The 16427-nt window shown below is 39.3% G+C and carries 16 protein-coding genes; all 16 read left to right on the top strand.

Going from position 1 to position 16427, the window contains the following annotated elements; translation table 11 throughout:
• The first annotated feature begins 185 nt into the window (after positions 1-185).
• The 16 genes from dprA to EDC37_RS02725 all read left to right on the top strand — a co-directional run bounded on the left by dprA (position 186) and on the right by EDC37_RS02725 (position 16416).
• Complete coding sequence (gene dprA / locus EDC37_RS02650; protein ID WP_132547641.1) at positions 186-1283, top strand: DNA-processing protein DprA; 1098 nt, start codon at positions 186-188, stop codon at positions 1281-1283.
• Positions 1280-3487: a type I DNA topoisomerase gene (topA, locus tag EDC37_RS02655; RefSeq protein WP_132547643.1), complete on the top strand. Its 2208-nt coding sequence runs from the start codon at positions 1280-1282 to the stop codon at positions 3485-3487. Before dprA ends, topA begins: the two co-directional genes overlap by 4 nt.
• A gap of 27 nt (positions 3488-3514) precedes the next feature.
• Positions 3515-4834: a methylenetetrahydrofolate--tRNA-(uracil(54)-C(5))-methyltransferase (FADH(2)-oxidizing) TrmFO gene (gene trmFO, locus EDC37_RS02660; protein WP_132547645.1), complete on the top strand. Its 1320-nt coding sequence runs from the start codon at positions 3515-3517 to the stop codon at positions 4832-4834.
• Positions 4835-4913: 79 nt separating this feature from the next.
• Complete coding sequence (gene hslV, locus EDC37_RS02665; protein ID WP_132547647.1) at positions 4914-5447, top strand: ATP-dependent protease subunit HslV; 534 nt, start codon at positions 4914-4916, stop codon at positions 5445-5447.
• A gap of 11 nt (positions 5448-5458) precedes the next feature.
• Positions 5459-6838, top strand: a complete 1380-nt coding sequence (gene hslU, locus EDC37_RS02670) for an ATP-dependent protease ATPase subunit HslU (protein WP_132547649.1) — start codon at positions 5459-5461, stop codon at positions 6836-6838.
• Positions 6839-7069: 231 nt separating this feature from the next.
• Positions 7070-7846 carry a GTP-sensing pleiotropic transcriptional regulator CodY gene (gene codY, locus EDC37_RS02675; protein ID WP_132547651.1) on the top strand — a complete coding sequence of 259 codons (777 nt, stop codon included), beginning with the start codon at positions 7070-7072 and terminating at the stop codon, positions 7844-7846.
• Positions 7847-8210: 364 nt separating this feature from the next.
• Positions 8211-8633, top strand: a complete 423-nt coding sequence (gene flgB / locus EDC37_RS02680; protein WP_132547653.1) for a flagellar basal body rod protein FlgB — start codon at positions 8211-8213, stop codon at positions 8631-8633.
• An 18-nt stretch (positions 8634-8651) separates the two neighbouring features.
• Positions 8652-9098 carry a flagellar basal body rod protein FlgC gene (gene flgC, locus EDC37_RS02685; protein ID WP_132547655.1) on the top strand — a complete coding sequence of 149 codons (447 nt, stop codon included), beginning with the start codon at positions 8652-8654 and terminating at the stop codon, positions 9096-9098.
• Positions 9099-9112: 14 nt separating this feature from the next.
• On the top strand, positions 9113-9424 hold the full coding sequence (gene fliE / locus EDC37_RS02690) for a flagellar hook-basal body complex protein FliE (RefSeq protein WP_132547657.1): 312 nt from the start codon (positions 9113-9115) through the stop codon (positions 9422-9424).
• Between the two features lie 181 nt (positions 9425-9605).
• Entirely contained in the window at positions 9606-11195 is a 1590-nt protein-coding gene (fliF, locus tag EDC37_RS02695) for a flagellar basal-body MS-ring/collar protein FliF (RefSeq protein WP_132547832.1), read from the top strand.
• Between the two features lie 21 nt (positions 11196-11216).
• On the top strand, positions 11217-12233 hold the full coding sequence (gene fliG / locus EDC37_RS02700; protein ID WP_132547659.1) for a flagellar motor switch protein FliG: 1017 nt from the start codon (positions 11217-11219) through the stop codon (positions 12231-12233).
• Complete coding sequence (locus EDC37_RS02705) at positions 12226-13146, top strand: FliH/SctL family protein (RefSeq protein ID WP_132547661.1); 921 nt, start codon at positions 12226-12228, stop codon at positions 13144-13146. Before fliG ends, EDC37_RS02705 begins: the two co-directional genes overlap by 8 nt.
• Positions 13136-14446, top strand: coding sequence for a flagellar protein export ATPase FliI (gene fliI, locus EDC37_RS02710; protein ID WP_414153131.1), 1311 nt, complete (start codon positions 13136-13138; stop codon positions 14444-14446). The genes EDC37_RS02705 and fliI overlap by 11 nt, the downstream gene beginning before the upstream one ends.
• 58 nt (positions 14447-14504) lie before the next feature.
• Complete coding sequence (gene fliJ / locus EDC37_RS02715; protein ID WP_279388534.1) at positions 14505-14939, top strand: flagellar export protein FliJ; 435 nt, start codon at positions 14505-14507, stop codon at positions 14937-14939.
• A 17-nt stretch (positions 14940-14956) separates the two neighbouring features.
• Complete coding sequence (locus tag EDC37_RS02720; RefSeq protein WP_132547668.1) at positions 14957-15610, top strand: lytic transglycosylase domain-containing protein; 654 nt, start codon at positions 14957-14959, stop codon at positions 15608-15610.
• A 110-nt stretch (positions 15611-15720) separates the two neighbouring features.
• Entirely contained in the window at positions 15721-16416 is a 696-nt protein-coding gene (locus EDC37_RS02725) for a MotE family protein (protein ID WP_132547670.1), read from the top strand.
• The last annotated feature ends 11 nt before the right edge of the window (positions 16417-16427 follow it).

Below are 16427 nucleotides of genomic sequence, written 5' to 3' on the forward strand. Positions count from 1 at the left end.
TTTTTTCTATTATAAAAGATGAAATTGTGGGTTTTCAGGCAATTTATTGTTGACGGACAGAAAAAACTTAATTATAATCATAAGAAGTTTATAAGATAACTGGTCTGCACCGTTACTTCAATTAAAAGGAAACGCGATGTCCATGCTATGGCTTTGCGTATTTTTATTTTACAGGTGGATAATTAATGGAAAAATATTTTTGGGCAGCGTTACAAATGGTATCGGGAATAGGCAGTGTTACGTTAAAACGCTTAGTCGATTATTTTGGCAGTGCGGCCAATGCCTGGAAAGCTTCAAATGCTGAAATACTGGAAAGCAGGATACTGTCAGAGGCATTAGCTAAAAAACTGTTTAGGCATCGCCAATTTTTGGATATGGATAAGGCTTGTGCCGATTGGGAAGCAAAACAGATAAAACTATTGGCAGTTTTTGAAGATGATTATCCTGAATTGTTGAAAAATATTTATAATCCACCTGCAATACTTTTTTATAAGGGACATATACATAAAGAGAAAAAACATCTAGCCATAGTTGGTTCGCGAAAATTTTCAGTTTATGGAAAAAGTTTAGCAGAAAAGTTCGCAACTGATCTGGCCGCAATGGGCTTTGTGATAGTAAGTGGTGCCGCACATGGCATTGATACTTTTGCCCATTGTGGAGCGCTTACCAAGGGAACGACTATTGCCGTGTTAGGCTGTGGTGTTGATGTATCTTATCCGCGGGAAAATAAAAGACTGCTTGACAAAATAGCAGAAAAAGGTGCTGTGCTTTCTGAATATGCACCGGGAACACAGCCACTGGCAGCTTTTTTCCCAGCCAGGAATAGAATAATAAGCGGTTTGTCTATGGGAACTATTGTTGTAGAAGCGGCAAAACGCAGCGGTTCATTGATAACGGCAGAGATGGCTTTGAGCGAAGGACGGGATGTTTTTGCCGTTCCGGGCAGTGTTTATTCTGAACAAAGTGAAGGCTGCAACCACTTGATCCAACAAGGCGCCAAGCTTGTTACGTGTGCAGGTGATGTCGCTGAAGAATATGGCAGCCGGGAAAGTTCAGCCGCGGCTGAAGAACAAAATGGAAAATTACTTATGTCGGCCGAAGAAAAAGAAGTTTATGATACCTTATCGTATGAACGGGTTCTTAGTGTCGATGAGATAATATACAAATTGCGTACAAATGTTTCAAATATAAGTTTTGTTTTATTGCAGATGAAATTGAAGAAAATAGTTGAAGAAATACAACCAGGAATGTACGTACGCTCTGCTAAGGGGAGAATTCATTGAGTAAAAAATTAGAAGAACCTAAGAAAACAACAAAACCAAGAAAAAAGAAAAACGCGACAAAAAAAACTTTGGTAATAGTGGAATCACCTGCTAAAGCTAAAACAATAGAAAAATATCTTGGCAATAGGAAATATGAAGTATTGGCGTCCATGGGACATTTGCGCGATTTACCAAAAAGTCAGTTTGGTATTGATACAGAGAATAACTTTACGCCTAAGTATATAAATATACGTGGTAAAGGCGATTTGATAAAAGCTTTGAAAAAAGAAGCAAAAAATGCTGATAAAATTTATCTGGCATCTGACCCTGACCGTGAAGGAGAAGCTATTGCCTGGCATTTGGCATATTTACTGGGCGTTGATGAAACAGAAAAATGCCGTATTGTTTTTAACGAAATAACAAAGCCGGCAATCAATGAAGCTGTAAAGAAACCGCGCGCCGTAAATATTAATTTAGTCGATGCCCAGCAGGCCAGAAGAATGCTGGATAGAATAGTTGGCTATAAGCTCAGCCCTTTGCTCTGGCGTAAGGTGAAAAAAGGTTTGAGTGCAGGCCGTGTACAGTCTGTAGCCGTTAAAATTATATGTGATCGGGAAAGAGAGATTCGGGCTTTTATACCGGAAGAATATTGGACGGTAGGTTTAAAATTTAAACTTGATGATAAAAAAACAGATCTTCTAGCCGATCTCTTTTTAATTGATGATAAAAAAGTTAGCATAACTTCTGATAAGGAAGCTGAAAAAATTAAAAAGGATCTGCGCAAGCAATCCTTCGTTATCGCCGATGTGAAGAAAAGTGAACGGCGCAGAAAGGCACCAGCTCCGTTTACTACAAGCTCGTTGCAGCAAGACGCTGCCAGAAAACTTGGTTTTACGTCAAGGCGTACAATGATGATTGCCCAGCAGCTGTATGAAGGTATAAATGTTGGCAAAAAAGGGCCGGTAGGGCTGATAACCTATATGCGTACTGATTCGACGCGTATTTCTGAATTAGCGCAAAATGATGCCAGAGTATATATAAATGACAATTTTGGTGAAAGATATCTTCCAGCGAAACCGCCAATTTATGCCGCTAAAAAAGATGCCCAGGATGCACATGAAGCTGTACGACCAACAGATTCTTCACTCACACCTGCGTCGGTGGAAGATTTCTTATCAAAAGAACAGTTAAAATTATACCGGCTTATTTGGCAGCGCTTTTTAGCAAGCCAGATGACACCGGCAGTATATGACACGATGACTATTCTCATAAAGGGTGGCAGCTATACGGCTAAAGCTGTAGGATCTGTATTGAAATTCTCAGGTTTTACAGCTGTATATAATGATGCCGATAAAAAGAAAGAAAAGGATGTCATACTGCCTGATGTATCTGTGAGCAGTGCAGTTGACTTGCAGAAAGTTTTACCTGAACAGCATTTTACTGAACCACCTGCCCGGTATAATGATGCTTCAATAATAAAGACCTTGGAAGAAAAAGGTATAGGTAGACCTAGTACTTATGCGCCTATTATTGAAACTATTTTGGCACGCGGTTATGTTGTAAGACGCGATAAAAAATTTGAACCGACTGAACTTGGTTTTATTGTGCTGGATATGTTGGAACAGTATTTCAGGGATATTGTTGATGCTAAGTTTACGGCTGAACTTGAAGGTAAATTAGATAAAGTAGCCGAAGGAACAATGGATAAAAATAAACTGCTTCAGGAATTTTATGGGCCGTTTGAAAAAACAATGGAAAAAGCTGAAACGGAAATAGGCCATGTAGAGATTCCGGAAGAAGTTTCGGATGTAAGATGTGAAAAATGCGGTAGATTTATGGTCGTTAAGCAAGGCCGTTTTAGTAAGTTCCTTGCCTGTCCAGGATTCCCGGAATGCCGTAATACTAAACCAATCTTAAAAGATACAGGGGCAAAATGTCCTAAGTGTGGGGGTAAGATTGTCGAACGGAAAACAAAACGAGGCAGGACTTTTTATGGCTGCGCCAATTATCCAAAATGTGATTTTGTCAGCTGGGATATGCCCGTGGCTGATAAGCTTTGTGAAAAATGTGGAGCCAATATGTTCCAGCATCGTTATAAAAATGGTAGAGTGCTTTTTTATTGTGGCAATGAAAATTGTGAAACACGAAAGGATCACCCCATTAATGATGAATTAAAAAAAATGAAGACTAAAACAAAAGATACTAAGAAAAGTGTTAAAGTCTGATATGATAAACGGGGAGAATTGATTTCCATGCAACAAAAGAAAGTTATTGTTATTGGGGCAGGACTGGCGGGCAGTGAAGCTGCCTGGCAGCTTGCACAGAGAAACGTCAAGGTTACTCTTTACGAAATGCGTCCCCAAAAGTCTTCACCGGCGCATAAAACAGATGAATTTGCCGAACTTGTTTGCAGTAATTCATTGCGGGCAGCGGGTATCGAAAACGCAGTGGGGATTTTAAAAGAGGAAATGCGCAATCTGCATTCCCTGATTATGGAAGCAGCAGATAACAACGCTGTTCCGGCTGGAGGAGCCTTGGCTGTAGATCGTCATGGTTTCTCACGCTATATTACAGAAAAACTGAAAAATCATAAAAATGTACAAGTTATTAATGAAGAAATAAAGACAATTCCTAGAGAACAGGATACTATCGTAGTGATTGCTTCCGGGCCGCTTACAGAAGGAAGCTTGGCAGAGCAGATTGAAAAATTAACCGGTTCTGATTATTTTTACTTTTATGATGCGGCTGCTCCGCTTATAACCAGGGAATCCATAAATACGGATAAAGCGTATAGGGCATCTCGTTATGGGAAGGGCACTGCTGACTATATAAATTGTCCTTTTAATAAGGAAGAATATGAAGCGTTTTGGCATGAATTGGTTAATGCTGAAAAAACACAAACGAAAAATTTTGAAAAAGAAATATACTTTGAAGGGTGTATGCCTGTGGAAGTCATGGCATCCCGTGGCATAGATACTCTTTTGTTTGGACCGCTTAAGCCTGTCGGCTTGGCAATGCCGGGAAGCGATAAACATCCGTATGCCGTTGTACAGCTAAGGCAGGATAATGCAGCGGATAGTTTATATAATATGGTCGGTTTTCAAACGCATCTGAAATGGCCGGAGCAAAAAAGAGTCTTTTCCCTGATCCCCGGTCTTGAACATGCGGAGTTTGCCAGATTCGGTGTAATGCATCGCAATACTTTTATCAATTCACCGAAGGTACTGCTCCCTACATTGCAGCTGCAAGCAGATCACAATATTTTATTTGCCGGCCAGATAACCGGTGTTGAAGGTTATGTGGAATCGGCTGCGTCGGGACTCATGGCAGGAATAAACGCGTCATGTCTTTCGCTTGACGGAGAAGCTGTATGTTTTCCGGAAGAGACAGCACATGGTGCTATGTGCCGTTATATAACTACTACTCCGGCAAAACATTTCCAACCAATGAATGTTAATTTCGGGTTGTTACCACCACTTGTTGAAAGAATTCGCGACAAAAAAATAAAGAAACAGAAAATGGCAGAAAGAGCATTAGAAAAAATAAAAAAATTCGCACAAAATATTGAATGATTTTATATTAATGATATAATAGTATCTTAGCCGTAGATAATAATTTATATTTATGGTTTTTCTTTTAGGAGTGAAATACATGTTTAGAGCAACAACGATTGTAGCAGTAAAAAAAGATGGAGCTACTGCCATTGCCGGTGATGGACAGGTAACTTTTGGACAAAATACCATAATGAAGGGAAACGCCCGTAAGGTTCGCCGGATTTATCATGATAAAGTTTTGGCTGGGTTTGCCGGCTCTGTGGCCGATGCATTTACTTTATTTGAAAAATTTGAAACGAAATTAGAAGAATTTAATGGCAGTTTGACACGGGCTGCTGTGGAATTGGCTAAAGAATGGCGTACTGACAGAGTTTTGCGGAAACTGGAAGCATTGCTTTTAGTAGCGGATCAAGATACGATGCTTCTCTTATCTGGTAATGGAGAAGTTATAGAACCGGATGGGGATGTGGCTGCAATCGGCTCTGGCGGGTTTTATGCTTTGGCGGCAGCAAAAGCGATGACAAGGCATACTGAAATGTCGGCAGCAGCTATAGCAAAGGAAGCGTTATCTATAGCAGCAGACATATGCGTTTATACAAATCACAATATAATAGTTGAAGAATTAAAGTAGGGGGATTTATTTTGAACGAACAGACACCTCGCCAGATAGTAGATGAGCTCGATAAGTATATAGTCGGACAAGACAAGGCAAAGCGTGCTGTTGCTGTTGCCCTGCGCAACAGATGGCGTGCTCGCCGTCTGCCGGAAGAGATGAAAGATGAAATTATACCCAAGAATATTTTAATGATAGGTGCTACTGGGGTCGGCAAGACCGAAATAGCGCGTAGATTGGCAAAATTGGTTAAAGCACCTTTTATAAAGGTAGAAGCCACTAAGTTTACTGAAGTTGGTTATGTAGGCAGAGATGTTGAATCCATGGTACGTGATTTGGCGGAAATATCTGTCCGCATGGTTAAGCAGGAAAAGATGGATACTGTTATTGATAAAGCTAAAAAAATGGCTGAAGAACGTATTTTAGACGTATTGGTACCACAGCAGAAATCTACATCAGTAAATCCTATTGGGGCAATATTTTCAGCAGATGCTGACAAAAATGAACCTAAGCAAGAAAAGCCTAAGTATGAAGCGGGAAGAGAATTTTGCCGTAAGCGTCTTCTTGCTGGTGAGTTGGAAAAGCAAATAATTGAAATTAATACAGAAGACAGCAGCACGCCTATGATCGGTATGCTTGCCGGAGCAGGAATGGAGGATATGACCAGTAACCTTCAGGACATGCTAGGCAATATTCTACCTAAGAAACGAAAAAAACGGAAAGTAACTATTGAAACTGCAAGAAAAATATTTGAGCAGGAAGAAGCCCAAAAATTAATAGATATGGAAGAAGTTGCCAAAGAGGGTGTCCATAACGCAGAAAATGCGGGTATTATTTTTTTGGATGAAATTGATAAAATCGCTGTTAAAGGCGGTGCCTCTGGTCCTGATGTTTCGCGAGAAGGGGTACAAAGGGATATACTGCCGATAGTTGAAGGCTCTACTGTAGTCACCAAATATGGGCCGTTGAAGACAGAACATGTTTTATTTATAGCTGCTGGTGCTTTCCATATGGCTAAGCCTTCTGATTTGATACCAGAGCTACAAGGGCGTTTTCCGATAAGGGTTGAGTTAACATCATTGACACATGATGATTTTAAGAGAATTTTAACAGAACCAGCAAACGCATTACTTAAGCAATATGCTGCATTACTCCAGACAGAAGGTGTTTCGATAAGCTTTACTGACGACGCTATAGATCGACTGGCACAGATTGCCTGTGAGGTCAATGCGCAGACAGAAAATATCGGGGCACGGCGTCTTCATACAATAATGGAAAAACTTTTGGAAGATCTTTCTTTTGAAGCACCTGAACTTGGTGAAAAGGAAGTTTTGATAGATCCGTCGTATATTGAAACAAAACTGGGAGAAATAATAGCCAATAGAGATTTAAGCAGATTTATTTTATGAGATAGGCAGCTAGGGATGGGGCTTGTAACACCTGTGACTTTTCTGTAATATTACAGTACGGCAGGATGCGGGCTCCATTCTTTGTCCTCTAAAAAAGATGTTTTTTTAAGAAGTATTTGCAATTGGATGGAAAAATATATTAATTTATAAAATTGCAAAAAAACTGTATTTTTTTATGTATATATGATACAATAAGTAAGTAATATAGTTACAAAGGAAAGGGATTTAATAATGACGACACTACTAGAAAAAACGAGAAAGATTAACCGTCTGTTACAAAAATCAGATAATGTAGAATATGATGGAATTTCATGTGTACTGAGCAATGTACTTGATGCAAATGTTTATATAGTTTCTACGACTGGGAAAATATATGGTTATGCATTTATAGATGATTTTGAATGTGATATCATGCTTGATAAGGTTGTAAGCCAGGGTCAATTTCCAAAACATTATGTAAATTGGTTATTGAAAATGGATGAAACTTCCGCAAATATAAAATCTAAAACAGGTATGTGCGCTTTTACTGATAAGACAGCATGTATCCTTAATGGCAAAAATACTACTATTGTCCCTATCTACGGGATTGGCGAACGAAAAGGAACATTGGTTATTGCAAGATTTGATGAAGAATTTACGGATGATGATTTGCTGTTAGCTGAATATGGTGCAACTGTAGTTGGCATGGAAATTTTACGTGACCACACAGAAAAGATGGAAGAAGATATGCGTAAACAAGCTACAGTAAAAATCGCGTTATCCACTTTATCCTTCTCCGAACAGGAAGCCGCAGTAAATATTCTGGGTGAATTGAATGGCGTAGAAGGCCTTCTCGTTGCTTCTAAGATAGCAGACCGTGTAGGTATTACTCGTTCTGTTATAGTAAACGCACTGAGAAAGTTTGAATCAGCCGGTTTGATAGAATCAAAATCATTGGGAATGAAAGGAACTTATATAAGAGTTCTTAACGAACATTTACTTGATGAAGTTCAAAAATTGAAAAGATAATAGCTTATTTTCGCATATAATTCGCATATAAAATGAATATGTATTTTTTTAAGTCTAAGGACGAGGGTTTGCACCTGGTTCCTTAGGCTTATTTTATTTTTGGGGTAAATTAGCGGCCCCAATAGAAGATTATTGAGTGGATATTATTTATTTCTTTTATTATTTTCTTGCCGTTAATAAAAAAATAACATTTAATATAAAAAAATAAAAGGATAATTTAGCATATATATAGAAAATATACTATCAGCATATTGACTAGAAACTAAACTTCATGTAGAGGAATTTAAAAGATTTAGGAGGATGTAAATCTTTCAGATTCCTTTTCTTTATTTAAATAGTGTAACGTATTAAAAGGAGTAGTGTCATGCTTGGCAATGTTGTGAATGCACCTGTTATGAGTATATTAGAAGCGGCTATGCAAGCGTCTAATTTGAGACAGCAAGTAATTAGCAATAATATTGCTAATGTTAATACCCCAAATTTTAAGAGAAAAGAATTAGTCTTTGAGAGTGTTTTGGCTAAAGCCTTATATCCTGAAGAAGAAGATAACGGTGATTTGAAATTAGCTAAAACCAATGCAAAACATTTACCAGATAGTGTCAGCACAGATGCTTTTGCGGGTCCTATGATTAGAAACGACAACAGCACGACTATGCGGACAGATGGAAATAATGTTGATCCTGATATTGAAATGGCATCTTTGGCTAAAAATACACTTTATTACAACGCATTAGTCAGAGAAATGAATCTAAATATCACAAAGTTAAACAACGTAATAAAAGGATAACAATAGGAGGAATGTAGCTTGGCAATGTTTGGCTCTATTGATACTTCAGCGTCAGGAATGACAGCAGAACGATTGCGGATGGATGTTATTAGCAATAATATTGCTAACGTCAATACTACTAGAACTGCTCAGGGAACTGCATATCGGCGAAAGTATGTAGTATTTGAACCACGTACGGATATGGAACAGTCAGCAAGTTTTTTTAATACTTTTTCCAATGAGCTGCAAAAACCGGGTGATGGAGTAAGGGTAGTCAGAATCCAAGATGATGACAGTCCCTTTAAATTAAAATATGATCCAGGCAATCCAGATGCCAACCAGCAAGGTTACGTAAATATGCCCAATGTGAACATCGTCGCAGAAATGACAGATATGATAACAGCTTCACGTGCGTATGAAGCTAATGTCACAGCAATTAATTCGGCAAAAAGCATGGCGATGAAAACATTGGATATTGGGAAATAACGGGGTAAGGTAAGATGAATATCGAAACATTGCAAATGGCACCAGTAAAGCTTATTGGGCAAGCTGCTAATATTAATAGCAAACCTGTGGAAGAAAGTAATTCGACAAAGACTTTCTTCCAATTTTTGACTGATTCCTTGAATGAAACGAATAATCTGCAGAAAGATGCAGAAAAGATGGATATGGCATTAGCTGCAGGGAAAGTAGACGATATATCAAAAGTCGTTGTTGCTTCTGAAAAAGCACAGATAGCCTTAAACCTGACTATGAGTATCCGTAATAAAGCTGTTGAAGCATATCAGGAAATAATGCGGATGCAAGTTTGATAAATTTTGAAAATATAATATTATAGGGTCTTTAAAGTATTTAAGAAGTATTTGAACTTATTCATTCACTATCAGCAATACATAGCTGTCTACTGGGACTGGGCATGTTCTTACAATGGGCAGCAGACTCATTGACCATTTGAATAAAGGAATACAATCGGCAGGTGAAGGGATTGAGATAATGGCAGATTGGAAGGAACGGTATCTGCAATTTTGGCAAAAGATGGATAAGAGACAAAAATATGCCTTGGCCGGAATTGGAGCACTCTTAATCTTTGCTATAATAGGCGTCAGTTATATGTATGGCAGTAAACCGGAAATGCAGCCTCTGTTTACTAATATGGAAACAAAGGATGCTGGGGAAGTTGCCGCTAAACTGAAAGAATCTAAGGTTGATTATACCGTGCAGGAAGATAAAGCAGGGACGACAATCCTTGTTCCTGCTAAGGACGTTCATAAATTACGTCTTGATTTGGCAGTACAGGGGCTGCCTAGGGGAACAAAAGGATTTGAAATTTTTGATGATAGTAAATTAGGGGTAACTGATTTTCAAAATAAAGTTAATTATCTGCAAGCGCTACAAGGCGAGCTAACAAGGACAATAGAACAAATAGACGCCGTTGAAAGTGCAAGAGTACATATAGTTTTACCGGAAGACAGTCTTTATAAAAAGAATGAAAAACCAGCTACAGCATCGATATTATTAAAATTAAAACCAGATAAGGAACTTAACCAAAAGGAAATCAAAGGTATAGTCAATTTGACAGCGCATAGCGTGCAGGGGTTGCAGGCAGAGGACGTCACCATTATTGACAGCGAAGGCAAAATTTTAAACGATCCTGACAATCAGCAGGACGATAATAAAAATACCCTTGGCAACACAACGCTCACACAAATTAAGATGACACAAAAAGTCCGGCAGCAGATGCAGGCGGAGGTCCAAACATTATTAGACAATGCTTTAGGCGAAGGCAATGCTTTTGTACGGCTTAACGTGGAACTTGATTTTGACCAACGACAAACGGATAGGCAAACTTTTTCACCTGTAGTCGACGATGCGGGGATTTTGCGTAGTTCACAAGAAACACAAGAAACATATAATGGGACTTCCAATACACCGGGTGGTCCTGCTGGTATAACCGCAAATACACCAGGCTATGTTGCTGCAAATAATACGAACGCACAGTATTCTAAACAACAGGCAACTAGAAATTATGAAATAAATGAAGAAAACCAAAAAACTATTGCTTCTCCAGGAGCTTTAAAACGTTTAAATATTGCAGTACTTGTTAGTGACAGGCTTACCGCAGAACAACAAGATTCCATTTCGCGGGCTGTAGCTTCTGCTGTAGGGATAGATCCTGATAGAGGAGATACGGTTTCTGTGGAACCAGTACCGTTTAGCACAGAACTCTCTGATAGAAGGGCACGTGAAGAACAGGATGCACGTGATGCGGCAAACAGAGTACTTTATCTTGAAATAGCAGCAGTAGTTTTACCACTTTTACTTTTAGCGACAGCATATTATTTGTACAGACGTAAAAAACGTCTTGAAGAAGAAGCTGCACAAGAAGAAATGCAGCGTCAGGCTGAACTGGAGGAACAACGTTTGGCAATGCAAAAAACAGAGGCTGGTGTACCTGATGAAAGTGAAGAATTATCAGAAGAAGAACAAACTCATTTGACTGAAAAACAGACGCTGGAAAAGATGATAAATGACGAACCAGATCAGGTTGCAGAATTGATAAAGACATGGCTTGCCGAAGAGTAAATACGATAGTAGGTGAAATAGATGTATGAATCCAGTGTAAGCGAATTGACCGGTCAGCAAAAAGCAGCTATTTTGCTGATAGCAATGGGACCGGAATATTCAGCAAAATTATTTAAGCACCTTGATGATGATGATATTGAGAAACTGACTTTGGAAATAGCCAGTCAGCAACAGGTTACCCAGGAACAGAAGCAGACTGTAATCAGTGAGTTTTATCAACTCATTATGGCAAAATCATATATTTCTCACGGCGGCTTAGATTATGCACAGAAAGTTTTGGAAAAGGCACTTGGCACTGATAAAGCAGCTACCATAATCAACAGACTTACTGCCAGCTTGCAGGTTCGTCCGTTTGACTTTTTGCGAAAAACGGATCCGTCACAGTTACTGAATTTTATTCAAAATGAACATCCACAAACGATAGCAATGATTTTGGCTTACCTTAATCCGGAACAGTCAGCAAGTGTTTTGGCCGCATTACCGGCAGAGAGCCAGGCAGATGTTGCTAAAAGGGTCGCAGTCATGGATCGTACCTCACCTGATGTCCTGCGCGAAGTTGAACGCGTTTTGGAAAAGAAATTGTCTACAATGTCTTCACAAGATTTCACGGATGCAGGTGGTATCCAAGTTGTTGTTGAAATGCTCAACCGTGTCGACCGTGGCACAGAACGTTCGATTTTGGATAATTTGGAAGTGGAAAATCCAGAACTTACGGAAGAAATCAAGCGCCTTATGTTTGTCTTTGAAGATCTTGTTATGCTTGATGACAGGTCACTTCAACTTGTGTTACGTGAAGTGGAATCCAAGGATCTGTCTCTTGCTATGAAGGGAACTTCTGATGAAGTGGCAGCTAAGATATACAAGAATATGTCCAAACGTGCAGCTACTTCATTAAAGGAAGAACTCGAATATATGGGACCTGTACGTATCCGTGATGTTGAAGAATCACAGCAAAAAGTTGTCAACATAATCAGGAAACTGGAAGAAAAGGGTGACATAGTAGTATCACGCGGGAAAGGCGATGAGATGATTGTATAAAGTTATTAAATCCGCTGTTTTTGAGGACAAACCGCATGTTGTAAAGGCACCTGAGTCGTTGTTTATTATCAATTCCGCTCAAGATGAATGGCCTTCTGATAAAAATAATGAGCTTTTTTCGAGGGGCACAGAAGATTCGCAGAATAGAAAAGACGATTTCCAACGTGAGCTTGATGAAGCACAACAAAAAAAAGAAGCTATTAAAGCCGAGATAGCAGAACTGGAAAATGAATTAAATGATAAGCAAGCAGAATTAGATGATTTACGCAAAAAAGCTGATTTAATAATGCAGGATGCACAAGAAAGTAAAGAAAAACTCCTTGGCGAGGCTAAAGAAGAAGCTGCTAAAAAAATTGAAGCAGCAAATGGCAAAGTCGAGGAAATAACACAAGCCGCCAAGGAGGGAGGCCATCAACAAGGATATAAGGAAGGTTTGGAGCAATCTAAGCTGGAGCAAAAGGAAAAGATCAAAGCTGCTAATGAAAAGGCTGTAAATATAATTGATGAAGCAGAAAAGCAAATCAGTAGTTATTATAAAAAAGCTGAAAATGACATAGTAGATATAGTAATGCTGGTTTCACAAAAGATTATTTCACAACAAGTTAGCGACATGCCGCAGTTGATATTACCTGTTGTACAGGCAGCTTTAAAAAAAGTCCAGGATCAGGCGTCCATTGAAGTAAGAGTTCCCCCAGATGCATATGATTTGGTGCTGGCAGCTAAATCAGAATTACAGACTATGCTTAAGGGAAATGCCAAACTGGCCGTAAAACCGGATGAAAGTTTAATGCCGGGAGACTGCTGGGTGGAAACTCCAGATGGCAGTATAGATGCAAAGCTTTTATCTCAATTAAATGAGATCCGTAAATCCTTAAAGGAAGTCGTTGGTAAATATGAGGTTGATGATCAATAAGTTTAAAGAGATTATAGATAATTGCGATCCGATGAAAATGCTTGGGAAAGTGGTTCAGGTAATTGGTCTTGTAATTGAATCAGTTGGACCGAATGTAAGCATGGGAGAACTTTGTTATGTATGTTCAAAATTCACCCATATTAAACCTGTACCAGCAGAGGTCGTTGGTTTTCGTGGTGGACACATTCTGCTGATGCCTATAGGGGAAATGCAGGGAATTGGCCCTGGCTGTGAAGTCATAGCTGCGCAAAAAACTCTTAAAGCCAAGGTTGGTAAAGAACTTTTGGGGCGGATTTTGGATGGGCTTGGCAATCCTATAGACGATAAAGCAGCATTGCCGCTGGAAATGGAAGAATATCCATTGCATGCGACACCACCTTCACCACTATCACGGCCAAGAATACATGAACCGTTATATGTTGGTGTAAGGGCTATAGATGGGTTGCTGACGATAGGCTCTGGACAGCGCATAGGTATTATGGCTGGCAGCGGTGTCGGCAAATCTACTCTTTTAAGCATGATCGCAAGAAATACAGAAGCTGATATAAATGTTATTGCCCTAATTGGTGAACGTGGCAGGGAAGTGCGTGAATTCATTGAACGCGATCTTGGTGAGGAAGGCTTAAAAAGATCAGTCGTTGTTGTGGCAACATCAGACCAACCTGCACTTGTTCGAATAAAAGGAGCAATGACCGCAACTGCTATTGCTGAATATTTTCGCAATCAAGGACAAAAAGTTGTTTTGATGATGGATTCTGTTACGCGTTTTGCTATGGCACAGCGTGAGGTAGGCTTGACAATAGGTGAACCGCCGGCGACAAGAGGATATACCCCTTCTGTATTTGCACTTTTACCACGTTTGCTGGAAAGGGCAGGAACTAGCGAAAAAGGAAGTATAACAGGGATTTATACAGTATTGGTAGATGGTGATGATATGAATGAACCAATTGCAGATGCTGTGCGCAGTATATTAGACGGTCATATAGTGCTTTCCAGGAAAATAGCTGCACAAAATCATTTCCCGGCTATTGATGTCCTAGCCAGTGTGAGCCGTGTAATGATTGATGTTGTCAGTAAAGAGCATTTCAAGGCAGGGCAGCTTTTACGGTCTCATTTAGCAACATATAATGAAGCTGCTGACCTCATACGCATAGGTGCTTATGTAAATGGTTCTGATCCTAATATAGATGCAGCAATAGAAAAAATCGATGCCATAAATAAGTTTTTGTGCCAGCAAGTTTTTGAGGTTACAGGTTTCGAGGAAACAATAAACAATTTGGTGGCAATAGAGGGAAAATGATTTCCCGGTATGATATTGGCAAGGATAGAGAAAAGAGGGAGAGTTTATTAAAAAATTTATCTTTAAACTTGAAACTTTTTTAAAAATATCTACTCTCGAAAGAGAAAAAGCTGAAATTGCTATGGCAGCAGCAGTACAGAACCTGTTTAAACAAAAAGAAGTGCTTGCTGCTTTGCAAAAAGAGATGGTCGAGAATTTACATGAGTATGAAAAAACGTTGGCAGAACGCAATGTAAACGCAGGGATGTTGCAAATATATGGTGACTTTTTTGCATGGAAGAGAAGGCAGATCAATTTACAACAAACTGCTATTCGCAATGCTGCAGCTAAAAGAGAAGAATGTTTAGCAAATTTGCTTAACGCACAGAAAAAAGTTGAAAGTCTGGAGCAGCTTCGGCAAAAAAGGTTTGAAGAATATCGCTATGAGGCTTTCGCAGAAGAACAAAAACAGATAGATGAAATAGGTTTACAAATGCATATGCGTAGAGCTTGAACGGGAGGAACATATTTATGCAGATAAATCCTGTACCGGCAGTTACAAGTCAAAGCGACCTGTTGGCAGACATAAACAATGTAAAAAAGCGTATTAAAGAAATTGAAGATCAGTTTAATATAAAACAATTTTCTCCAGAAAGTGTTACATTTTCACAAGTCCTTAATAAGCAGATAAATAACACAGGAAAAATAAATGCAAGTGCGGCTTATCGTAAACAAGCTGCTAATGCAGCTCAAAATACGGCACCTACAAATAACTCTGCTGGGACTACAGCACGTATGCATAATTTACCTCCCCAGCAAATTGAAGAAATAATTCAAAAGACGGCTGCAAAATACGGAATAGATCCTAGGCTGTTGTCAGCAGTCGCAGAAACAGAATCAAATTACAGACCTGATGCAGTGTCTTCTGCTGGTGCCATTGGTGTTATGCAGTTGATGCCGGATACGGCATCTGCGTTGGGCGTGTCCGATCCGTACGATGCACAGCAGAACATTGAAGGCGGCGCAAAGTACCTGAAAGAGCTATTGAACGATTTCGGCGGTGATGTGCGTGAAGCTGTTGCGGCATATAATGCAGGCCCCCAGGCGGTAAAAAAATATCAGGGAGTGCCACCATATGCGGAAACACAAAATTATGTAAGTCATGTTTTAGATCTTTACCAATGAAAATAAGGCCTTATTCCCTTGCTTGGATAAGTGCAAGGGAAAGTTAATATCTATGAATTAGGATATGAAATAGATTTTAGTATATTATCCTCAGCAAGGTGGGTAGTTTGATGGCAAAATCTCCTGCGGGTTCAATTGATAAGCAAACAATAAAAAATCAGCAGATTAGTAAAAAAACTGTGCAAGAAAAAACAAAACCGAAAAAGGCCTTATGGAAAAAAATATTGCTAATCATATTGATTGTAATATTATTGGCCGGCGGCTTTTTCCTAGGAATATATTTGCGTATTCTTGATACTGATAAAATGAATAAATCTTTACATCTTTATAATTGGCCGATCATTGGAGAAAATTTTGTAAAACCTTCTGATGAAACTACGCAGCAAGATGATGAAACGGCAAAAACTGGCGCGGGCTCGAAAGATGGCACTGCCAATAATGCCAGTGCGGCAAAACCAGGAGAGAATGGTGCAGTTCAGTCAAAACCTGTGACATTGACAAAAAAGCAACTGGAGGAACAAAAAAAAGCCAGGGAGGCTGAAGTTAATAAAAGAGTTGGCAAATTATCACGCATATATGCCCAAATGGATCCGCAAAAGGCAGCTGATATTTTAAGCCCACTCGATGATAATGTAGTAGCTTCGATACTCCAGAAGATGGATGATGCGCGCTCGGCAAAAGTGATGGAAGCTTTTGATGCGTCACGTGCAGCGCAGATTACACAAATTCTCTATAACGGTTTAGTGCCACCTACGCTGCCACAGCTCGATAATGCAGAGAATGCGGCGGCAAATAAGGCACAGTAAACTTTGAAAGG

Source organism: Pectinatus cerevisiiphilus, from assembly GCF_004341685.1.
Classification (GTDB): domain Bacteria; phylum Bacillota; class Negativicutes; order Selenomonadales; family Selenomonadaceae; genus Pectinatus; species Pectinatus cerevisiiphilus.

Bases quoted from the DNA above. Each gene is read 5' to 3' on its own strand.
- hslV (WP_132547647.1), top strand. From the start codon at position 4,914: ATGTTTAGAGCAACAACGATTGTAGCAGTAAAAAAAGATGGAGCTACT.
- fliF (WP_132547832.1), top strand. From the start codon at position 9,606: ATGGCAGATTGGAAGGAACGGTATCTGCAATTTTGGCAAAAGATGGAT.
- fliI (WP_414153131.1), top strand. From the start codon at position 13,136: ATGATCAATAAGTTTAAAGAGATTATAGATAATTGCGATCCGATGAAA.
- codY (WP_132547651.1), top strand. From the start codon at position 7,070: ATGACGACACTACTAGAAAAAACGAGAAAGATTAACCGTCTGTTACAA.
- EDC37_RS02725 (WP_132547670.1), top strand. From the start codon at position 15,721: ATGGCAAAATCTCCTGCGGGTTCAATTGATAAGCAAACAATAAAAAAT.
- EDC37_RS02720 (WP_132547668.1), top strand. From the start codon at position 14,957: ATGCAGATAAATCCTGTACCGGCAGTTACAAGTCAAAGCGACCTGTTG.
- fliE (WP_132547657.1), top strand. From the start codon at position 9,113: ATGAATATCGAAACATTGCAAATGGCACCAGTAAAGCTTATTGGGCAA.
- dprA (WP_132547641.1), top strand. From the start codon at position 186: ATGGAAAAATATTTTTGGGCAGCGTTACAAATGGTATCGGGAATAGGC.
- flgB (WP_132547653.1), top strand. From the start codon at position 8,211: ATGCTTGGCAATGTTGTGAATGCACCTGTTATGAGTATATTAGAAGCG.
- fliG (WP_132547659.1), top strand. From the start codon at position 11,217: ATGTATGAATCCAGTGTAAGCGAATTGACCGGTCAGCAAAAAGCAGCT.
- trmFO (WP_132547645.1), top strand. From the start codon at position 3,515: ATGCAACAAAAGAAAGTTATTGTTATTGGGGCAGGACTGGCGGGCAGT.